Origin of the sequence: Mesorhizobium koreense (assembly GCF_031656215.1) — a bacterium.
Lineage (GTDB): Bacteria > Pseudomonadota > Alphaproteobacteria > Rhizobiales > Rhizobiaceae > Mesorhizobium_L > Mesorhizobium_L koreense.
On sequence record NZ_CP134228.1, the window covers coordinates 3,151,296 to 3,171,796 of the forward strand.

General features: G+C 62.2%; 20 protein-coding genes. 3 read left to right on the top strand and 17 right to left on the bottom strand.

The features are described from left to right. Positions 1 to 119: 119 nt before the first annotated feature. The 8 genes from RBH77_RS15020 to RBH77_RS15055 all read right to left on the bottom strand — a co-directional run bounded on the left by RBH77_RS15020 (position 120) and on the right by RBH77_RS15055 (position 9,144). Positions 120 to 3,275 (bottom strand): efflux RND transporter permease subunit, encoded by a 3,156-nt coding sequence (locus RBH77_RS15020; protein WP_311028398.1) that lies wholly within the window; start codon positions 3,273 to 3,275, stop codon positions 120 to 122. Then, positions 3,272 to 4,537 carry an efflux RND transporter periplasmic adaptor subunit gene (locus RBH77_RS15025; RefSeq protein WP_311028399.1) on the bottom strand — a complete coding sequence of 422 codons (1,266 nt, stop codon included), beginning with the start codon at positions 4,535 to 4,537 and terminating at the stop codon, positions 3,272 to 3,274. The genes RBH77_RS15020 and RBH77_RS15025 overlap by 4 nt, the downstream gene beginning before the upstream one ends. 425 nt (positions 4,538 to 4,962) lie before the next feature. Beyond that, positions 4,963 to 5,535, bottom strand: coding sequence for an acetolactate synthase small subunit (gene ilvN, locus RBH77_RS15030; RefSeq protein ID WP_311028400.1), 573 nt, complete (start codon positions 5,533 to 5,535; stop codon positions 4,963 to 4,965). Between the two features lie 37 nt (positions 5,536 to 5,572). Further along, complete coding sequence (locus tag RBH77_RS15035; RefSeq protein WP_311028401.1) at positions 5,573 to 5,968, bottom strand: type II toxin-antitoxin system VapC family toxin; 396 nt, start codon at positions 5,966 to 5,968, stop codon at positions 5,573 to 5,575. Continuing rightward, positions 5,952 to 6,227, bottom strand: coding sequence for an AbrB/MazE/SpoVT family DNA-binding domain-containing protein (locus RBH77_RS15040; RefSeq protein ID WP_311028402.1), 276 nt, complete (start codon positions 6,225 to 6,227; stop codon positions 5,952 to 5,954). Before RBH77_RS15040 ends, RBH77_RS15035 begins: the two co-directional genes overlap by 17 nt. A gap of 61 nt (positions 6,228 to 6,288) precedes the next feature. Further along, positions 6,289 to 8,040 carry an acetolactate synthase 3 large subunit gene (locus RBH77_RS15045; protein WP_311032563.1) on the bottom strand — a complete coding sequence of 584 codons (1,752 nt, stop codon included), beginning with the start codon at positions 8,038 to 8,040 and terminating at the stop codon, positions 6,289 to 6,291. A gap of 244 nt (positions 8,041 to 8,284) precedes the next feature. After that, complete coding sequence (locus RBH77_RS15050) at positions 8,285 to 8,581, bottom strand: hypothetical protein (RefSeq protein WP_311028403.1); 297 nt, start codon at positions 8,579 to 8,581, stop codon at positions 8,285 to 8,287. Next, positions 8,578 to 9,144 carry a helix-turn-helix domain-containing protein gene (locus tag RBH77_RS15055; protein ID WP_311028404.1) on the bottom strand — a complete coding sequence of 189 codons (567 nt, stop codon included), beginning with the start codon at positions 9,142 to 9,144 and terminating at the stop codon, positions 8,578 to 8,580. The genes RBH77_RS15050 and RBH77_RS15055 overlap by 4 nt, the downstream gene beginning before the upstream one ends. Positions 9,145 to 9,291: 147 nt before the next feature. Here RBH77_RS15055 and RBH77_RS15060 point away from each other — a divergent pair, with 147 nt between their 5' ends. Next, positions 9,292 to 11,124: an ATP-binding protein gene (locus RBH77_RS15060; protein ID WP_311028405.1), complete on the top strand. Its 1,833-nt coding sequence runs from the start codon at positions 9,292 to 9,294 to the stop codon at positions 11,122 to 11,124. Positions 11,125 to 11,342: 218 nt separating this feature from the next. Here the strand turns inward: RBH77_RS15060 and RBH77_RS15065 are convergent, their stop codons facing one another. Beyond that, complete coding sequence (locus tag RBH77_RS15065) at positions 11,343 to 12,134, bottom strand: GGDEF domain-containing protein (RefSeq protein WP_311028406.1); 792 nt, start codon at positions 12,132 to 12,134, stop codon at positions 11,343 to 11,345. 128 nt (positions 12,135 to 12,262) lie between these two features. Beyond that, entirely contained in the window at positions 12,263 to 13,141 is an 879-nt protein-coding gene (miaA, locus tag RBH77_RS15070) for a tRNA (adenosine(37)-N6)-dimethylallyltransferase MiaA (RefSeq protein WP_311028407.1), read from the bottom strand. 12 nt (positions 13,142 to 13,153) lie between these two features. On the opposite strand from miaA, the gene serB reads away from it, so the two are divergent. Together serB and RBH77_RS15080 are read left to right on the top strand one after the other, a co-directional pair. After that, positions 13,154 to 14,035 carry a phosphoserine phosphatase SerB gene (serB, locus tag RBH77_RS15075; protein ID WP_311028408.1) on the top strand — a complete coding sequence of 294 codons (882 nt, stop codon included), beginning with the start codon at positions 13,154 to 13,156 and terminating at the stop codon, positions 14,033 to 14,035. After that, a complete protein-coding gene (locus tag RBH77_RS15080; protein WP_311028409.1) occupies positions 14,032 to 14,601 on the top strand; it encodes a GNAT family N-acetyltransferase in 570 nt (189 codons plus the stop codon). The genes serB and RBH77_RS15080 overlap by 4 nt, the downstream gene beginning before the upstream one ends. 9 nt (positions 14,602 to 14,610) lie before the next feature. Here RBH77_RS15080 and RBH77_RS15085 read toward each other — a convergent pair whose 3' ends face one another. The 7 genes from RBH77_RS15085 to RBH77_RS15115 all read right to left on the bottom strand — a co-directional run bounded on the left by RBH77_RS15085 (position 14,611) and on the right by RBH77_RS15115 (position 20,470). Further along, positions 14,611 to 16,134, bottom strand: coding sequence for a DegQ family serine endoprotease (locus tag RBH77_RS15085; protein WP_311028410.1), 1,524 nt, complete (start codon positions 16,132 to 16,134; stop codon positions 14,611 to 14,613). A gap of 123 nt (positions 16,135 to 16,257) precedes the next feature. Continuing rightward, positions 16,258 to 16,443 (bottom strand): DUF2065 domain-containing protein, encoded by a 186-nt coding sequence (locus RBH77_RS15090; protein ID WP_311028411.1) that lies wholly within the window; start codon positions 16,441 to 16,443, stop codon positions 16,258 to 16,260. 14 nt (positions 16,444 to 16,457) lie between these two features. Beyond that, on the bottom strand, positions 16,458 to 17,429 hold the full coding sequence (gene hflC, locus RBH77_RS15095) for a protease modulator HflC (protein ID WP_311028412.1): 972 nt from the start codon (positions 17,427 to 17,429) through the stop codon (positions 16,458 to 16,460). After that, positions 17,426 to 18,556, bottom strand: coding sequence for an FtsH protease activity modulator HflK (hflK, locus tag RBH77_RS15100; protein ID WP_311028413.1), 1,131 nt, complete (start codon positions 18,554 to 18,556; stop codon positions 17,426 to 17,428). The genes hflC and hflK overlap by 4 nt, the downstream gene beginning before the upstream one ends. Positions 18,557 to 18,703: 147 nt before the next feature. After that, positions 18,704 to 19,234: a dihydrofolate reductase gene (locus RBH77_RS15105; RefSeq protein ID WP_311028414.1), complete on the bottom strand. Its 531-nt coding sequence runs from the start codon at positions 19,232 to 19,234 to the stop codon at positions 18,704 to 18,706. Positions 19,235 to 19,245: 11 nt separating this feature from the next. Further along, on the bottom strand, positions 19,246 to 20,040 hold the full coding sequence (locus RBH77_RS15110; RefSeq protein WP_311028415.1) for a thymidylate synthase: 795 nt from the start codon (positions 20,038 to 20,040) through the stop codon (positions 19,246 to 19,248). Positions 20,041 to 20,158: 118 nt separating this feature from the next. After that, a complete protein-coding gene (locus RBH77_RS15115) occupies positions 20,159 to 20,470 on the bottom strand; it encodes a DUF2853 family protein (RefSeq protein ID WP_311028416.1) in 312 nt (103 codons plus the stop codon). Positions 20,471 to 20,501: the final 31 nt, after the last annotated feature.

Sequence of the window (20,501 nt, forward strand, 5' to 3'; positions counted from 1 at the left end):
AAGGCAAGCGTGCGTCAAGGCGGATCGTTCAGGCAAGGTCCTGCACCGTCGCTGTTCGGCTAAACAGAACATAAAGAGAACATGCTGGAAGTCGATTGGCAAGCGTCGATATGCCGTGGCTATTCCGCAGCCGGCCTCAACTCCTGCGGCTCGACATCGCCGGGCTCCGCATGATCCTCGATTGCGGTGCCATCGCCGCCCTTCCCCTTGCGGCCAAAGGAAAGCAGCCATTCGGACAGCCATTCCATGTAGAGATAGATGACCGGCGTGATGAAGAGCGTCAGCGCCTGCGACACGACGAGGCCACCGACGACGGCCACGCCGAGAGGCTGGCGCAATTCGGCGCTGGCGCCGGTGCCGAGCGCGATCGGGATCGTGCCCATGAGCGCGGCCAGCGTCGTCATCATGATCGGACGGAAACGCATCATGCAGGCGTCGTGGATCGCCTGACGCGGGCGCCTGCCCTCGCGTCGCAGCACCAGCGCCACGTCGATCATCATGATGCCGTTCTTCTTGACGATGCCGATCAGCATCAGGATGCCGATCACGGCGATGACCGAGAGGTCCATGCCGGCGAACTTCAGCGCGATCAAAGCGCCGAGCACCGCCGCCGGCAGGCCCGTCAAGATGGTCAGCGGATGGATGAAACTCTCATACAGGATGCCGAGCACGATATAGATCGTCAAGACCGCTCCGGCGATCAGGAAGCCCTGGTTGGCAAGCGAATCCTCGAAGGTCTTCGCGGTGCCCGAGAAAGTGGTCGAGACTGTTTTCGGCATCTCGATCTTCTCTTTAAGCGCGTTGATATGCTGCACGCTCTCGCCGAGCGCGACGCCCCTCGGCAGATTGTAGGAGATGGTGACGGCCGGGAGTTGGCCGAGCTGGTTCACGGTCAACTGGCCGGCGGTGCGTTCGACATGCGCAAAAGCGCCGAGCGGAACCAGACTGCCGCTCGCGGTGCGCACCTGGATGGCAAGCATGCGCTCGGGCGACCAGTTGATACGCGGATCGAGCTCCATGATGACGGCATAGCTGTCGGCGGAACCATAGATCGTGGAGACCTGTTCCGTGCCGAAGCCGCCATAGAGGCTGGAGCGCAAGGTGTCGGTGTCGACGCCGAGCGTCGCCGCCTTGTCACGATCGACGATGAGTGTCGCCTGCAGCGCGTTGTTCTGGAGGTCGGTCGTAACGTCGGTGAAGGCCGCGTGATCCTGTCCCATCGCGTCAGCCAGCTTCTCGGCCCACTCGTTGGTCACATCCTGGTCCAGCGCCTGCACGACTAGCTGGTACTGGCTCTTGGAGGATCGCGACCCGAGGCGCAGATTCTGCACCGGCTGCATATATGTGCTGATCCCCGGCACGTCGGCGAGTTGCCGCCTGAGGTTGGACAGCACCGTCTCCAGATCGGGGCGCTGATCCTTCGCCTTCAACTCGATGAACATGCGGCCCTGATTGAGCGCGCGCCCGGAGCCGCCGCCGACCGACCAGGCTACGTGCGCGACATAGGGCGAATGGGAGAATACATCGGCCACCTGCTTCTGGAGCTTCACCATCGCGTCGTAGGAGATGTCCTGGCGCGCCTCGGTGGTCACGGAAAGCTGGCCGATATCCTCTTCGGGAAAGAAGCCCTTGGGCGATATCTGCAGCAGCCAGACCGACATGGCCACTGTACCGAGGAAGACCACGAAAATGACGAGATGGTGCCTGAGGCATAGCGTGAGCAGCCAGTCATAGCCGCGCAGGAAGAGGTTATGCCTGTGGCGCCCGCCTTCCTCCTTCGCGTTATCCTCTCGTTTCGGCAGCTTCAGGAGCCGAGAGCAAAGCATCGGCGTCAGTGTCAGCGACACGAACATCGAGGCAAGGATCGAGACGGTCACCACAACGGCGAATTCGTTGAAGATACGGCCGATCACGCCGCCCATCAAAAGCACGGGGATGAAGACCGCGACCAGCGAGATGGAGATGGAAATGATCGTAAAGCCGATCTCGCGAGAGCCCTTGAGAGCAGCCTCGAAGGCGGACAGGCCATCTTCTTCCATGTGCCGGAAAATATTCTCCAGCATGACGATGGCGTCGTCGACGACAAGGCCGACCGCGAGCGTCAGGCCCATCAGCGAGATATTGTCGATCGAGAAATGGAACAGATACATGGCGCCGAGGGTTGCGATCAGCGAGATCGGCACGGCGACAGCCGGGATGACCGTCGCGGTTATCCGGCGCAGGAAGAGGAAGATCACCAGCACCACCAGGATGATAGTGATCAACAGCGTGATCTGGACATCGTCCACCGCATGGCGGATGGACGTCGAGCGGTCGTTGAGGAGCTTGATGCTGGCGGCGGCCGGCATCTGGTCCTGGAAGGATGGCAGTTGCGCCTTGACGCGATCGACGACATCGACGGTGTTTGCGTCCGGCTGGCGCTGGATGGCGAGAAGCACCGCTCGCGTTCCGTCATACCAGCTTCCGGTCGTGGTCGTTTCCACCGAATCGATGACGCGCGTCACCTCGCCCAGCCGCACCGGGCGACCGTTCCTGGTTGCGATGATGAGGTTGGAGAAGGCGGCCGCATCGTCAAGCTGCGTATTGGCGGTGATCGTCAATTGCTGCCGGTCATTGGAGAGCGTACCGAGCGGCGTGTTGCTGTTGGCCGAGGCTATGGCCTGCTGGAGCTGGTCGATGGAGATGCCGCGCGCGGCAAGTGCCGTCGGATCTATCTGGACGCGGACAGCGTATTTCTGCTGGCCGAAGATCAGCACTTGCGCCACGCCGTCGATGGTGGAGAGCGACGGCGAGATGACATTCTCGGCGAAGGCGTCGAGGTCGGTCAGCGGGATGGTGTCGCTGACCAGCGAGAGGATCAGGATGGATGCGTCCGCCGGGTTGACCTTCCGGTAGCTCGGCGGATCGACCATCTCCGGCGGCAGGCGCCTCAGTGTGCGCGCGATCGCCGATTGCACGTCCGCCGCCGCCGCATCGATGTCGCGGTCGAGATCGAACTGGATGACAATGGACGTCGAGCCGAGGGCATTGGTCGTCGATATCGAGTCGATGCCGGCAATGGTCGCGAACTGCTTGATGAGCGGTGTAGCAACCGACGTCGCCATGGTCTGCGGCGACGCTCCGGGAAGCGAAGCCGAGACGTTGATAACGGGAAATTCGGCCTGCGGCAGCGCCGCGACAGGCAAGAATTTGTAAGCGAAGAGGCCGCCCAGGATAAGGGCGAACGACATCAGAAGGGTGGCAACTGGCCTTCGAATGCAGAATTCGGAGATCATCGGTCGCTACCGTCCCCCGAAAGATCGTCCGCCACTTTCCGTGGCGCGCCGGCGGTGCCCTTGTTTCCTTCGTCCCGAACCAGCGTGCCCTGCTTGAGTCGCGTCTGGCCGTCCGTCACAACCCTTTCACCGCTTTTGACTCCCTTGGCCACGGCGCTGTTCTCACCGCGGGTGAGTGCGATCTCGACAGGGCGTGTCTCGACTTTGTTGCCAGATCCAACGACATAGACGAATGAGCCGTTCTGGCCGGGCTGCACCGCAACCGTCGGGATGGAGACCATTTTCGGCATCACACCGGCGTCGAGCGCTACATCCACGAACTGGCCGGGCCAGAGCGTCAGGTCCTTGTTGGGCATGCTCGCCTTCACCTGGACCGTGCCTGAAGCTTGATCGACCGTCGAATCCACGAATTCGAGCGCCCCGACCCCCAACGGCGTCTTGTCGTCGTCGCGATAGAGACGGACTTGTGCCGGCTTGTCCGATAAGAGCGCCTTACGCAGGAGCGGCAGGTCCGTCTCGGGAAGGTTGAAGGTCACCTCGAGCGGATCCATCTGCGTGATCGTCACCAGCGGCGAGGAATTGCTGTTGTTGCTGCCGGTACTGACGAGATTGCCCTTGGTTATCTTGATGGCGCCGAGTCGGCCCGTGATCGGTGCCTTGATGGTGGCAAAGCCGAGCTGGACCTTGTCGGCGTCGATCGTGGCCTGATCCGCCGCCACGGTGGCTGCCGCCGCCTTCGCTGCCGCATCCGCCTGATCAAAGGCCTGTTTCGTGCCGGTCTGGCGCGCCATGAGGTCGCTGGCGCGCTTGAGGTCCGCTTCTGCGCTCGCCTGCAGCGCCTGGTCCTTGGCGAGCGTCGCCTGGTCCTTGGCAAGTTCGGCCTTGAGCGCCCGGTCGTCCAACGTGAACAGGAGATCGCCGGCTTTCACCATCTGGCCGTCCTTCACATGGACGTCGACGACCTGACTGGAAATTCGGGCGCTGACATCGACGACCGCCGGCGACGAAACGAAGCCGATCGCATAGCGCCGGATGGGGAAATCCGCGGTCGTGGCGACGGCCGTCAGCACGGCGACCCCCTGCGGCCCGCGTGAGGCAGGCTTGGCATCCGCTTCCGATCCGATGCCTACGGCCGCCGTCACGGCCGATAACCTGGAGCTCATCGCGGCTCTAAGCGGCACCATTTCCCGTGGCGCGAAATACCAGAAGCCGGCTGCGGCGCACACAATGATAAGGGCACTTACGATAACGACGCGGCGCATGTCCAAGACCTTCAAGCGCCCCCGAGCTACGAGGACGACCGACAAATTATCCAGGCGAGACACGCACGATGCATCCCTTCCGCAGCGCGCCTTGCCCATAGATAGACGAATTTTCCGTCCGAAAAGTGAAAAATGCATCCATTACAGCAATTTAATGCTGCGCTAAGGACGACCGCTATTTGTCGCGCGAAGGCACGCCATCCGCCTGACAGCCGAGCGGAATTTCTTCGGGTCCATTCTACACCCGAAGCGTAGCCGGCAGGATCAAAACTTTGTTATTATGTTTCAATCAGTTATAGGGCTGATCTCAACTTCTGTCATTCGACAGCAACCGCCTTGAAGGCGAGGTCGAGCCAAAGCAGCGCCTTGAACTGGTTAAACCGATCCGGGCCACAGCTTCGGCAGGCGACCCGCCATGCATACAACTACATTTTTTCCGGCCCGCGGTTCATCGCGGCCGCGCCGGTGCGGCAGACCTCTACGACACCGAGCGGCTTCATGATGGCGATGAACTGTTCGATTTTGGAGACTCGGCCGGTGATCTCGAAGATGAAGTGTTCGGTGTTGGCGTCGATGACCTGCGCGCGGAAGGCATCCGCCAGACGCAGCGCCTCGACTCGGTTGTCGCCCGTGCCAGCGACCTTGACCATGGCAAGCTCACGCACAAGCGGCCGCTCCTGCCCCCGTTCGTGCGCCACCACGGTGAGATCGACCACCCGGTGAACCGGCACGATGCGCTCCAACTGGTTTTTGATCTGCTCCAGCACATGCGGTGTGCCGCGCGTCACGATGGTGATGCGCGAAAGATGCTTCTCGTGCTCCGTCTCCGAGACGGTCAGGCTGTCGATGTTGTAGCCGCGGCCGGAGAACAGGCCGATGACACGGGCAAGGACGCCCGGCTCGTTATCGACCAGCACGGAGAGCGTATGCGTCTCGGGCTTTGCCGTGTCCTTGGTGATGAAATAGGCGGAGCCGGTTGGTTGAAGGTGGGCGTTCATGGATGTCTCCCGAATTTGGCGAGTAATTTCATGGATGTTATGGCCGGCGAACCACTGAAACGGGGGCCGTTCGCTTCGCCTTGCGGATCAGATTCTTGTCGAACGTGTAGAACGGATTGCAATCTGCGGTGGAGTGCAAGTGAAGCGCATCCGCGAAATCCATCCCCTTTCGGCAAGAAGCTATCGCCATTTCGATGACAGATACTTCCTGTATACGGATCGAAGTGAATCCCAGAAGCCGGTCGAACGCATCGCAGATTTGAGATCGCTTGAAACCAAAATTGCTCCTTAGCACCCATTCGGTTTCGAGCATCACACTCAGCGGCACAAATACATGGCCTTCCGAGAACACACGACGCGTCGCCGCAACATGCTCGCTGCCATCATCGACGAGGAAGCGGATCAAAACATTGGTATCAACGGCGCTCGGCATTCCACTTTCGCTTGGCTTCTTCCAATATGCCTCGTTCCATATCCTCGACCGTCACCGGCGGACCGTCGTATTTAAGAAATCCCGCGACCTCGTCGATCGTGTATGTGCGACGCGCCTTCTTGTGAAGTGGCTTTAAGACAATCGAATCGCCCGCGCTCTCAATGTCCACTTCCGATCCCGGCCCAAGTCCATATGCTTCTCGAACCGCCTTCGGCAGCACCAATTGTCCTTTGCTCGAAATCCTGGCCCGCACGTTCATTGACCGTCTCCGAAGTAAGCCACTGTAAGACAATATACGTCTTACCGCGTCTTACCACAACTCACACCAGTTCCCTGCCCTTTGCGTCGATGGCGTTGGCTACCGCCTCGTCGGTCGCCTCGTCGGGGAGGAGCATCTCGTTATGCGCCTTGCCGGACGGGATCATCGGGAAGCAATTGGCGAGCGCCGCGACGCGGCAGTCGAACAGCACCGGCTTTTTCACCGAGATCATCTCGGCGATGGCGTCGTCCAGTTCGTCCGGCTTGTCGCAGCGAATGCCATGGCATCCATAGGCTTCCGCCAGTTTGACGAAATCCGGCATCGCCTCGGTGTAGGAATGCGACAACCGGTTTCCATGCAGCAATTGCTGCCACTGGCGCACCATGCCCATATACTGGTTGTTGAGGATGAAGATCTTGATCGGAGCGTTGTGCTGCACGGCGCTCGACATCTCCTGGATCGTCATCTGCACCGAGGCGTCGCCGGCAATGTCGATGACCAGTGAATCCGGATGGGCGATCTGGACGCCCAACGCCGCCGGCAGACCATAGCCCATCGTGCCGAGGCCGCCGGACGTCATCCAGCGGTTCGGTTTCTCGAAGCCATAGAATTGTGCCGCCCACATCTGATGCTGGCCGACTTCGGTGGTGATGAAGGTGTCCCTCCCCTTCGTCGCCTCGTAGAGCCGCTCTATGGCGAATTGCGGCATGATGACATCCTTGTTGGCCGCGTAGGCAAAGGAATCCCGCGCGCGCCAGCGGGCGATCTGCTCCCACCAGGGATAGAGCGCCTTCTTGTCGGCCCGGGCGGTCGCGCGCCAGAGCCGCACCATGTCCTCCAGCACCCGGCCGACGTCGCCGATGATCGGCACGTCCACATGGACGTTCTTGTTGATCGAGGACGGGTCTATATCGATGTGGATCTTGCGTGAATGGGGCGAGAAAGCATCGATGCGGCCAGTGATGCGGTCATCAAAGCGCGCGCCGATGCACAGCATCACGTCGCAATCGTGCATGGCCATATTGGCCTCGTAGGCGCCGTGCATGCCGAGCATGCCGAGCCAGTTCTTGCCGCTTGCGGGATAGGCGCCGAGCCCCATCAGCGTCGAGGTGATGGGAAAGCCGGTGAGATCGACCAGTTCACGCAGGAGCTGGCTAGCCTCCGCGCCGGAATTGACGACGCCGCCGCCCGAATAGATGACCGGCCGCTTCGCCTCGGCCATCAGTTCGACCGCGGCTTTGATCGCTTCCATGTCGCCGTCGACCTGCGGGTGGTAGGAGACGCGCGGCGCGGTCTGCGGCGGCGTATAGATGCCGGTCGCGAACTGCACGTCCTTCGGCACGTCGACGACGACCGGACCAGGCCGTCCCGTAGTCGCGACGACGAAGGCCTCGTGAAGGACACCGGCAAGGTCGTTCACGTCCTTCACCAGCCAGTTGTGCTTGGTGCAGGGCCGCGTGATACCGACCGTATCGCATTCCTGGAAGGCGTCCGATCCGATAAGCGCGGTCGGCACCTGACCGGTGATGCAGACCAGCGGGATGGAATCCATCAGCGCGTCCTGCAGCGCGGTCACGGCATTCGTCGCTCCGGGGCCGGAAGTAACCAGCATGACACCTGCCTTGCCGGTGGAGCGTGCATAGCCTTCCGCCGCATGACCCGCCCCCTGCTCATGACGGACGAGGATATGGTGGACGTCGTCCTGCTGGAAAAGCTCGTCATAGATCGGCAGGACCGCGCCGCCCGGGTAACCGAAAAGGTGCTTGACGCCGTTGTCGCGCAGCGCCTGCACCACCATTTCGGCCCCCGTCATCTCGCGCCGGCCGGTTTCGGTATGTTCTTTGTTCATCGGATCGGTCCCGTATCTTCCGTGACTTCTTCACGGGCTTTTCTGCGTTTAGTCCTGTTGCGGGCAATAAAAAAGGCCCCCGGAGGAGCCTGTGTCTGCGCATGAGTGGCTGTCGCCCGGCGGTTACACCGCCTTGCCCATGCGCGATCGTACGAGAATGAGGGTCGTTTTCATGGGCGCGAACCTTAAGGGGCCATGCCCGGCAATGTCAACGACCTTTCTTGCGCCGGCGCTTGTGGCGGATCTCGGCAATGCGCTCGACGTCTTCGACCTGAAGGTGCCGGCCTCGTTCCAGTATCTCAAGGGTGTATTCCTCGCAGGTAAGGCCCAGCTTCTCCGCCCTCTCCTGCCTGAGAAGCATGATCGCGGGCCCGCCGCGTGTGAAGGCCTCCTTGCGCGCGGCGCGCCACGCGAGGAAGACGAAGGCATCGCCGTCGCCCCAGGGTGGTCCCTTGTAGTCGTCGAGAGGCGGCCCGCCATTGTCGCCGATGCGAGCCTTTCTCATTGGCGCATCACAACGACGAGATAAACGGCATCGTCCGGTCCCGGCGCATGATACGTACAATCCACCGGCGCGCCGAGTTTCAAGCAATCGCCAGGCTGCAATTCATGCCTCGTTTCACCCTCGATGAAATCGAGCCTTCCTCCGAGCAGCCAGATATAATGGTGAACGAAAGTGTAGGACGAAGCCGGAAATGAAACCGACGCGCCTGCCGGCAAGGTGACATGTACCAGATCGGTCGGCATATCGGACTGCGGCGAAACATGGCGGCGGACATAGCCCGTCTCCGGATCGCGCCAGACCGGCTGCTGGGCGACGCGGAGCACCTGCCCGCCATCCTGCTCGGCGCGCGCCACGAGGCCGGAAAGCGTCAGACCGAAGGCCGAAGCGATACGCGCCAGCGTTCCGGCTGTCGGGCTCGCCGCTACCCGCTCGATGTTGCTCAGCATTGCCTTGGAGATACCGGAACGCTCCGCGAGATCCGCCAGCGACCAGCCTCGCGCCTCCCGCTCCTTCTTCACCCGGTGGGCCAATACTTGCCCTGCGTTATCAATTAAAATGGACATACGTCCATTATAGAAGACAATCGGGCAATGAAAAGATAAAAACCCGCGCCACCTCTTAACCGCCGTTCAACCATCTAACCGCACATCGCTTTAACCCGGATCGGTTAGGGTCTGTCGTCCAAACCGCGACAAGAGGGCAAGGGGCGCATGTTCGTGGATGAGAAAAGCATCGAGGGAGAGGCCACCAGCCAGGAACGGCGCGACCGCTCGCAGAACGACAAGCGCATCCTCGGCCGTGTCATCCAGTGCGACGGTTCCCGCGCCATGCTCGCGGCCTACGCCGACGCCGAGGACGGTACCATCACTGCGCTCTGGACGGTGGGCAAGCTCATTTCCATCAATCTCGGCGAAGTGCGTACCGTCGGTCTGGTCTATTCCATCGACAAGTCGGACCGCACCTGGGAGGATGACGGCCAGAACCGCATCGAGGTCAATGTCGAACTGATCGGCGAAGTGCGCGACGATCCCGCGGCCGGCACGTCGAAATTCGATCGTGGCGTGACGATCTATCCGCATATCGGCGCCATGGCCCATCGCATCCGGGCCAAGGACCTGCATGCCGTCTATGACGTCTCCGGCAGCGATTCGGTCACCATCGGCAACCTGTCGCAGGACGAGACCATTCAGGCGCGCATCTCGATCAATTCCACGCTCGATCGGCATTTCGCCGTTGTCGGCACGACGGGTGTCGGCAAATCGACGGCGGTCTCGCTTCTGTTGCACAAGACGATGGAGACCCGGCCCGACCTGCGTATCCTGATCATGGACCCGCACAACGAATTCGCCCAATGCTTCGGCGACAAGGCCATCCGGATCGACACGTCGAGCCTCGACCTTCCCTTCTGGCTCTTCCGTCTCGAGGAACTGGTGGAGGTGCTCTATCGCGGGCGCGAACCGGTCCCGGAAGAGGTGGATCTACTGCGCGACATCGTTCCCATAGCGAAGCTGAATTACCGTAACGGCGGTGCGCATGTCTCGGTCCGCCGCGGAGGCGATTCCTCCATTACGGCCGACACGCCCGTACCTTACCGCATCACGGACCTGCTGAGGCTGATCGACGAGCGCATGGGCCTTCTGGACAGCAAGCTCGAGCGCCCTTTCTACCGGGCGCTGCGCACGCGTCTGGAAGCGGCGATCAACGATCCGCGCTACCGCTTCATGTTCAACTCGCATCTCATCGAGGACACGATCCACACCACGATAGGCCGCATCTTCCGCGTGCCGCTGGAAGGCCGTCCGGTGACCTGCTTCGAGATGGCAGGCATGCCGTCCGAGGTCGTCAACGCCGTCTGCTCGGTGCTCGCGCGCCTTGCCTTCGACCTGACCTTGTGGAGCGCCGGCAAGCTGAAGCTGCTCGTTCTGTGCGAGGAAGCGCACCGCTATATGCCGTCCGACCCCAAGCTTGGCTTCGCGCCGACACGCCACGCGCTCTCGCGCATCGCCAAGGAAGGCCGCAAATATGGCTGCTATCTCGGCATCGTAACGCAACGGCCGGGCGAACTCGACACCACGATCCTTTCGCAATGCTCGACCGTGTTCGCCATGCGGCTTGCCAACGAGCGCGACCAGGAGATCATCCGGTCGGCGATTGCCGATTCCTCGCAATCGGCGCTCTCCTTCCTCTCCTCCATGGGGCAGCGCGAGGCCATCGCCTTCGGCGAAGGCGTCGCCACGACGATGCGCATGAAGTTCGAGCGCCTCGATGCGGCGCGGATACCTGGGACATATAAGGAAGAGATGGTGGCAGAAGACGGGCTGGCCGACGATGACGTGGATCTCGCGGCCATCGTCAGCAAGCTGCGCAACGTGACGGCAGAGCGGCAGCCGACGCCGGTGGAGGGCGAACTCGTGCCGCAGCAGGCGCAGGCCGGCGACCCGAGCTACAGGAAACCCGCCTTCCAGGTTCCGGAGGAGCCTTCGGATTTCAATTACGGCCGCCGCGCCACCGATACGCTCTGGCGGCGCCCTAACCGTTCGTAGCTGGCCTGATCTTTCCAGCGTCCTTCGAGGCTCGCTTCGCTCGCACCTCAGGATGAGAGAGGGAGGGGCGAACCCCTCAGAGCCAGTTTCTGACAGGTTGCCGGACTTCAATACGATGGATGAAATGCTTCAGAACTCGGGATGACGGGCGCAAACCTCCCTCATCCTGAGGTGCGAGCGGAGCGAGCCTCGAAGGACGGTCCCAACACAAACACAGGCTACGCGCAGACCCGGTTACGGCCGAGGCGTTTTGCTTCGTAGAGCATCTTATCGGCGCGGCGATAGAAATCCTCGGCGGATTCACGGCCGTCCCAGACGGCTATGCCGACGCTTGACGTGACCTTGAGCCGGACATTGCCGCTCACGACGGTCAGGTTGGAGACCGCCTTGCGGATACGCTCGGCGAACTTCATCAACTGATCTTCGCTCATGTTCGGCGCCACCACCGCGAACTCCTCGCCGCCCAACCGCGCCACCACGTCGTGATAGCGTGTCATGTCCTTGAGGCAGGAGGCGACTTCACGCAGCACCTCGTCGCCGACATCGTGTCCGTGATTGTCGTTCACCTGCTTGAAATGGTCGAGGTCGAGGATCATCAGGCCGACCGGCTTGCCGATGCGGCGGAACTCATCGAGATATTCGCGCAGCGCGTCGTCGAAATAGCGCCGGTTCTGCGTGCCCGTCAGGCCGTCCGTCAGCGCCGCATGCTCCAGCGTTTCAGAGCGCGCGCTGAGCGAAGCGGTCATGGCACGAAGCTTCCCCTCCTCGCGCACTTGGATGCGGATCAGCGGATAGATGAAGAACATGCCGAAGAAGAGCGCGGTCGAAAGCAGCACGCCGGTCGCAAACAGAAGCCTGCTCAGATAAGCGACACGCGCTAAACTTTCAGCGGCATAGAAGGAATCAGGGTTGGCGCGCAGTACGCTATAGGCGTGCAGGATGATCCCCCCTGCGAAGAGCACGAGGGCAACGAACACGAAGAACGCCGTTTCCGATTTGTGGAAGCGCATATCTTTCCCACGCCGATGCAGCCTGCGATTATGCCGCCAAGCGCCTTACGTGAGGTTAATTTCCACAACCATTCCGCGAGTGCAAGGGGGAACTTCCAGACTAAGGGATGTGTCGGCGTGACAAAAGGTCAGCCGGCTCGCCGCTCCCATTTCGGACCCATCTGATGCCGGAACCACGTTCCCTGCCGCTTCGCATATTGCCTTGTCGCGGCCTTGGTGCGCGCGATCGCTTCTTCCATCCGGAGCCGGCCATCGAGCGCTGCGGCGATTTCGCGCACGCCGATGGCCTTCATGGCGGGCAGCTTCGGGTCGAGACGAAGCGCAAGCAATGCCTCCACCTCCGCTGCCGCGCCTTCCTCGATCATGCCGTCGAAACGCTTCTCTATGCGCTCGACCAGCAGCCTCCTCTCCGGGTCGAGCAGGATCATCTCGGCACCATCTTGATCGATCAGCGCTTCGGGCGCTTCAGCCTGCCAGGCCAATATCGATCGGCCGGAAGCCTCCAGCACCTCCAGCGCACGCACGATACGCTGGCCGTCCGCCGGCTTCAGTTTCCGTGCCGCTTCGGCGTCCTCCTTCTGCAGCACGCGATGGAGTTCTTGAGGGCCTTCCTCCGCAAGCGCCCGGCGCCATCGCTCCGACACGTCTGGCGGGATGGCCGGCATCGGCGCGAGGCCGCCTAACAAGGCGCGGAAATAGAGTCCCGTGCCGCCGACGAAAACAGGGATGCGGTCGCGGAACACATCGGTCTCGGCAAGTTCCCGGACATCGCGCAGCCATTGCCCGGTCGAGTAGTTTTCGCGCGGATGAACATGACCGTAGAGCAGATGCGGCGCCATGTGCGTTTGCGCCTCGTCTGGGCGCGCCGTCAGGATGCGCAGCACCGAATAGACCTGCATGGAATCCGCATTGACGACGACACCGCCGCGCTGCCTGGCCATTTCCAGCGCCAGCGTGGACTTGCCGCTGGCGGTCGGCCCGGCTATCAGGATCGCCTTTCCGATCAACGTGATAATCCCATGTCCCTCATCGCGACGCTCATCTCCAGCCCGGGCCGGCTGACGCCCGCGATCGGCACTATGGCGATGGAGGCTGTCAGTGCAAGTGCGATCGGCTGGCTGGCGGAGAGAACGGCCTGTGAGTTTGCCCTGCCCGAGGGTGCCGATGCCGAGACGGCCGAGCTTCGGCTGCGCGAGGCGCTTGCCGCGGAGCCTGTCGATATCGTCGTGCAACCCGCCGGCGGGAGGCGCAAGAGGATTCTGATCGCCGACATGGACTCCACCATGATCGACCAGGAATGCATCGACGAACTGGCCGACGAGATCGGCATGAAGGACCACATCGCCGCCATCACCCGGCGTGCCATGAACGGAGAGATAGCCTTCGAGCCGGCACTGCGGGAGCGCGTGCTCCTCCTCAAAGGCCTGCCCGTCGCAGTCATCGCGCAAGTGCTCGAAAGACGCATAACGCTTGCCGCCGGTGGCCGCGAGCTGATTGCGACAATGAAGACCAATGGCACCCATACCGCGCTCGTCTCCGGCGGCTTCACCGCCTTCACCGGCCCCGTCGCCGCCAGGCTCGGCTTTGACGAGAACATCGCCAACCGTCTTCTTGAGGAGAGCGGAAAACTGGCCGGCAAGGTCGCCGAGCCGATCCTGGGTCGGCAGGCGAAGGCGGATGCACTCGTGAAGATCGCCGCGCGGCTCAAGCTGACGCCAGCCGATGCGATGGCGGTCGGCGACGGCGCCAACGACCTCGACATGATCCGGTTGGCGGGATCGGGCGTTGCGCTGCACGCCAAGCCTTCGGTGGCGGCCGAAGCTCGCATCCGCATCGACCATGGCGACCTCACCGCCCTCCTCTACGTCCAGGGCTACAGGCAATCGGAATTCGTCCGATGAAGCCGATACGGACCCCGCGTCTCCTGCTGCGTAGCTGGGAAGAACGCGACCGTGATCTCTTCCACCGCATCAATTCCGATCCTGTCGTCATGGAATTCTTCCCGTTCCGCCGCGACCGGGCGCAGGCGGATGCGAAAATGGACGAATTGCAGGCAGCCATCGAGCGTGACGGCTTCGGCTTCGCTGCCATGGAAGTAATTCAAACCGGCGGATGCGCCGGCTTTGCAGGACTAAGCCGGCCGCACGACCTGCCGATGTTTCCCAAGGGGACGATCGAGATCGGTTGGCGGCTGGCACCGGAATATTGGGGCAAGGGCTATGCGACGGAGGCGGCCGAGGCCTGGCTTGCCTTCGGGTTCGAAACGCTCGGCCTGGACGAAATCGTCTCCTTCGCAGTCGCCGCCAACCGGCGCTCGACCGCCGTCATGGAGCGTATCGGCATGAAGGCCGATCCGGCTTCGGATTTCGATCATCCGGCGATCGGCGAAGACTATGCACATCTCCGCCGCCATGCCGTCTACCGCCTGTCCCGCGCAGATTGGAAGGCACGGCAAAGGAAGCCGTAGCCGGCGCCGCTACCCGTCGATCCGCACCGTCACGAAGCGCAGTTCGCCGCTCTTCGAAGCCAGCATCAGGAGCGCGGCCTTCCGTCCCTGGCTCTTCAGCGCCGCGATCCGCTCGGACACGTCCTTCGGCTTCGAAACCGTCTGCTGCGTGATTTCGGTGATCACATCGCCGGCCGCGATACCCTTCTCGGCAGCCACCGAATCGGACTCGACATCCGTGACGACCACGCCGGCAACATCGGCGGCGATCTTGAACTTCCCGCGCGTGGCGTCGTCAAGCTCGCCCAGCGACATGCCGAGCACCGTATTGGAGGGCGCCTGCTTGTCTGTCTGGTCGGGAGCGGCGCTGTCGGAATGGCTTTCCTCCGCGCTGGCGAGTTTGTCGCCGTCCTCCAGCCGCCCGAGCTTGACCAGAACCGCCTGCTCCTTGCCCTTGCGGATGACGACGATCTGGACATCCTTGCCGACGGGGCTCTCGGCCACGACGCGCGGCAATTCATGCATCGCCTTGATGTCGTGTCCGTCGAATTTGACGATCACGTCGCCCGGCAGGATCTCGCCGTGGTCGACGGGCCCGCCCTTGATGACGCCCGAGACCAAAGCTCCCCTGGCGGATGGCAGGTCGAGACTTTCGGCGACCTCGTCGGTCACCGGCTGGATGCGGACGCCAAGCCAGCCGCGCCGCGTTTCACCATATTCGGCAAGCTGCTGCACCACTGCCGCGGCGAGTTGGGAGGGGATGGAGAAGCCGATGCCGATCGAGCCGCCGGACGGTGAGATGATGGCCGTGTTGATGCCGATCACTTCACCGTTCATGTTGAACAGCGGTCCGCCGGAATTGCCGCGGTTGATGGCCGCGTCGGTCTGGATGTAATCGTCATAGGGGCCGGAATTGATGTCGCGATTGCGCGCGGAGATGATGCCGAGCGTCACCGTGCCGCCGAGCCCGAACGGGTTGCCGATCGCCATCACCCAGTCGCCGATGCGCATCTTCTCCGAATCGCCGAACTTGACGGCCTTGAGCTTGTGCTTGGCAGGATCGACCTTGAGGACCGCGATGTCGGTCTTGCTGTCGGTGCCGACCAGCGTCGCCTTCAGCTTGGTGCCGTCGGAAAAGTTCACCTCGATATCGTCGGCATCTGCGATCACATGGTTGTTCGTGACGACCAGCCCCTTGGCGGCGTCGAAGACGAAACCCGATCCGAGCGACTGCACCTTGCGGGGATTGTTGTCGTTATCGCCGTCGCGGTTCTTGAAGAAGTCGTTGAAGAAATCCTCGAATGGCGAGCCTTCCGGCAGCTTCGGCATGGGAACGCTGTCGGGCGATTCGCCGCCGCTGACGGTTTGCGAGGTCGAGATATTAACCACGGCGTCGAGCAAGCCGGCAGCAAGGTCGGCGACCGAAGTCGGCCCTCCGCCGGGAAGTTTCGACGGCTGAACCTGGGCCGGCGCACCGGACATGCCGAACGTGAGCACGGCGGCCGCGGCAACCGCCGTCATGCGCGAGGCGCGCGTGAAATCGATCCATGCCATGCGCAAACATCTCCAGCTTTCGCCAGGCAGGCTACGCAGCCGGCCGGCACCCCGCCTCAGCCATTCTGACATGAATTGAGGCGCGTTTGGGACTCTAGGCCGTATCGAGCCGTAAATACCGCGTTACCGGCGCACGAGCCAGACGATGCCGACGCCGGCCGCCACCGAAACCAAGCCGGCGATGCGCAGCGTCGGTTCCGGCACGCTCTTCACCTGCTCGGCGAGTTTTTTGGCGAAATTAGGCAACAGCCCATAGAAAACCCCTTCGAGCACGAGCACAAGCCCGATCGCGTCGAGGAAATCATGCACGCGCCTGCCCCCGCCTACTGGTTGGACGCCGGGCTACGCGTCTGGCCCGATTTTTCCGATGAACCGGCGGTCCCCGACGCCCCGGCACTATTCCTTGCAGCGTTGGAGGCGGCAAGCAGCCCGGAAGCGTCGTTGAAATATTTGAAGAACTCCGAATCCGGCGACAGGACCATCGTCGTCCCATTTCCGCCCAGCCCGGTCTCATAGGCCTTCATGGAACGGTAGAACTGGAAGAAATCCGGATCCCGCTGATAGGCGTCGGCGAATACCTTGTTGCGTTCGGCATCGCCCTCGCCGCGCAGGATGTCGGCGTCGCGCTGCGCCTCGGCGACCGTCACCGTCGCTTCGCGGTCCGCCTCGGCCTTGATACGGATCGAAGCCTGCGTGCCGCGGGCTCGTATCTGCGCGGCCTCGGCGAGACGCTCGGCCTTCATGCGCTCGAAGGTCTGCGTGGAGACTTCGGCCAACAGATCGGTCCGCAATATGCGCACGTCCACGATTTCCACCCCGAGCACGTCGGCCTGCGGGCGCAACTGGTCGCGCACTTCGAGCATCATCTGCAGGCGTTCCTCCGACAGCGCATCCTCGAAGGAGCGCTGGCCGTAGACGCTGCGGAGCGCCGCATCGAGCCGCGTGCGCAGGTTGGCCTCCAGCAGGTCGAGATTGCCCGAGACGGTCTTGCGGAATTTGAACGGGTCGGTGATCCGGAAGGCGACGAACGCATCGACGACATAGCGCCGACCGTCATTCACCTGCACGCGGAGATTGTCGATGTCGAGCCTGAGGATGCGGCTGTCGACGAACTGCACGGTGTCGATGAAGCGGGTCGGCACCTTGAAGTAGATGCCGGGCTTCGCCTCGACGCGGGTAATCTCGCCGAATCTCAGCACGATCGCCTGCTGCGTCGGCGTGACGATGAAGATGGAGGAATAGACGAGGAAGAGGATGACGACGAGAGCGCCGACGATAAACGGAAGTCGGCTCATTTCGACACCCCCTGGCCGTTCGTCAGGCTTTGGGACGGAAGCTTGGGCAAGGCCTGCTTCATCAACTGGTCAAGCGGCAGATAAGGCACGACCCCCTGCCCGTTCTTCTCATCGATGATGATCTTGTTGGTGTGGCCAAGAACCTTTTCCATGGTCTCGAGGTAAAGCCGCTTACGCGTCACGTCCTCGGCCTTCTTGTATTCATTGTAGACGGAGACGAACCGTGCGGCCTCGCCCTGCGCCTCGGCGATCACGCTCTGCTTGTAGCCCTGCGCTTCCTCGCGGAGACGCGAGGCTTCGCCGCGGGCATCACCGAGCTTCTTGTTCGAATATGCGTCGGCCTCGCGCTGGAAACGGTCCTGATCCTGCTGGGCGCGCTGAACTTCCTCGAACGCGTCGGCGACCTCGGGTGGCGGGTCGGCCTTTTCGAGCTGGATGCCGACGATGGAGATGCCGGCGTTGTAGGCGTCAAGCGTGGTCTGGGTGACCTTCTGGACCGATTCTTCCAGCTTCTGCCGGCCGCCGGTGCGCACCTCATCGTCGGGTGTCCGGCCGACGAATTCACGCATCGCGCTTTCCGCGACGCTGCGCACCATCTGCTCCGGGTCGTCGATATTGAAGAGAAACTTCTTTGGATCGTTCACGCGCCAGATGACGGTGAAATCGACGTCGATGATATTCTGGTCGCCCGAAAGCATCTGGCTCTCGTCGCTGGAATTGTTGGAGAAGCTGCCGATCGCCTCCCGAATCTGCTGTGTCTGGACGATCTGGACCTGCTCCAGCGGCCACCACATGAAATGCAGGCCGGGTTCCTCGACCGCCTCCTTCGGCTGACCGAGGAAGAGTTCCTGTCCGAGTTCGTCGGGCTGGACGGTGTAGACCGACTTGAAGGCCCAGAAGACGACCAGAACGGCAACGATCAGGACCCCGATGGCGAAGCCGCCGCCACCGCCGGGAAAAGCGCTCTTCAGCCGGTCCTGGCCACGACGCAGGATGGCCTCGAGGTCGGGCGGGGTGCCTTGCGGACCGCCGCCGCCGGTTCCACGCGGCCCCTGGCCCCACGGACCGCCACCATTGCCGCCGCCTCCCCATGGCCCGCCGCCGCCACTCTGATTGCTCCAGGGCATGAATTCCCTCTCGGTCCCGATTGCCTCCACCGGACGGCGCGGCATATGCGTTCGTGTTCTTATAGGGATGCCGCCATGCCCTTTCAACGCGCGGAAGGCACGCAATCTTCGATATGGTAAGGATTCGAGGCTGTCAGGCCTATAAACTCATGCGGCGCTTCGACGCTCATAGACCGCATGGCGCGTCGGATAGTTGTCGCGCTCACCGGAGGGAACATCCACCGAGGAGATTTCGGTCCAAGTCGCCGGGTCTATGGCCGGGAAGAAAGTGTCGCCGTCAATAGCCGCAAGGACATGCGTCACGTGCAGCGTATCCGCCAGCGGCAAGGCATCGCCGAAAATTTCTCCACCGCCGATGACGCAGATCTCGCGTACCTCAGGCATCCCTGCCGCGCGCTTCCGCGCAAGGCGCATCGCTTCCTCCAGCGAAGGAGCGGTCTCCACACCCTCCGCATGCCAATCCTTATGCCGCGTGACGACGATGTTCAGCCGGCCCGGCAGCGGCCTGCCGACGCTCTCGAACGTCTTGCGGCCCATAATGATCGGGCTGCCCATCGTGTCGGCCTTGAAACGCTTGAGATCGGTCGAAAGCCGCCACGGCAGCCCGCCGGCGCGCCCGATCACGCCGTTCTCCGCGATCGCCACATGAATGCCGACCTTGAGCGGCGTGTCTGCCATCGACCGACCCCTCACACCGCGACCTTGGCGCGGATATGCGGATCGGCCTCGTAGTCCTCGATGCGGAAATCCTCGTAGCGGAAGGCGAAGAGGTCCGTCACTTCAGGATTGATCCAAAGCGTCGGCAGCTTCTTCGGCGTGCGCTGGAGTTGTTCACGCGCCTGCTCGAAATGGTTGGCATAGAGATGCGCATCGCCCAGCGTAAGGATGAACTCGCCCGGTTCGTAGCCGGAAACCTGGGCCACCATCACGGTAAGCAGCGCATAGGACGCGATGTTGAAAGGCACACCGAGGAAGATATCGCCGGAACGCTGATAGAGCTGGCAGGACAGCCGCCCATCCGCGACATAGAACTGGAATAGGCAGTGACAGGGCGGCAACGCCATCTCGTCCACCAACGCCGGGTTCCAGGCCGACACGATCAGCCGGCGCGAATGAGGGTTTCGGTGCAAATCGTTCAGAAGATTGGCAATCTGATCGATGTGACGGCCGTCCGGCGCAGGCCATGAACGCCATTGGTAACCGTAGACAGGGCCGAGATCGCCTTTCTCGTCGGCCCATTCGTCCCAGATGGAAACGCCGTTCTCCTTCAGGTAGCGGATATTGGTATCGCCCGCGAGGAACCACAGAAGTTCATGGACGATCGACTTCACATGCAGCTTTTTCGTGGTGAGGAGCGGAAAGCCCTTGGCAAGATCGAAGCGCATCTGGTGACCGAAGATCGAGCGCGTGCCGGTGCCGGTGCGGTCTGGCCGGTCGGCACCGTGTTCCAGCACATGGGCAAGCAGATCGAGATATTGGCGCATAGGCGCTCCCGCGCGATTCGGAGAGGACGACTATAGTCGCCTCACGCGCCGGCAGGCAAAGCCGGCGCGCGGTCTTGAACGCCTTATTTGGATGTTTTGGTCGCTGGCTTCCAGCGGCTTAAAGCGCCGAGAGCTTTCCCAGATGCTTGGCCGCGAGATAATAGAAGGTCACACGGCTCTTGGTGTTGTCGGATGCCATGGTTTCGCAGACCTTTTCCAACACGCCGTCCACCTTCGCATCGTCGGTGACACCGAGCTTCTTGCCGCACCAGCTCGTCTTCACGCGCTCGAGTTCCTTCGGGTCCGAGCAGGAAACGAGCGAGGAATCACGGTTCCTCAACGCTATGCCCAGATGCTTGACGATCTTGCCGACGATCTCCTCGCTCGCCGTGGCGTCGTATTTCCTTACGTCCGAGATGTAGTCCGCCATTTCATGGCCTCCTCGTCTGAAGCGGCGGCCT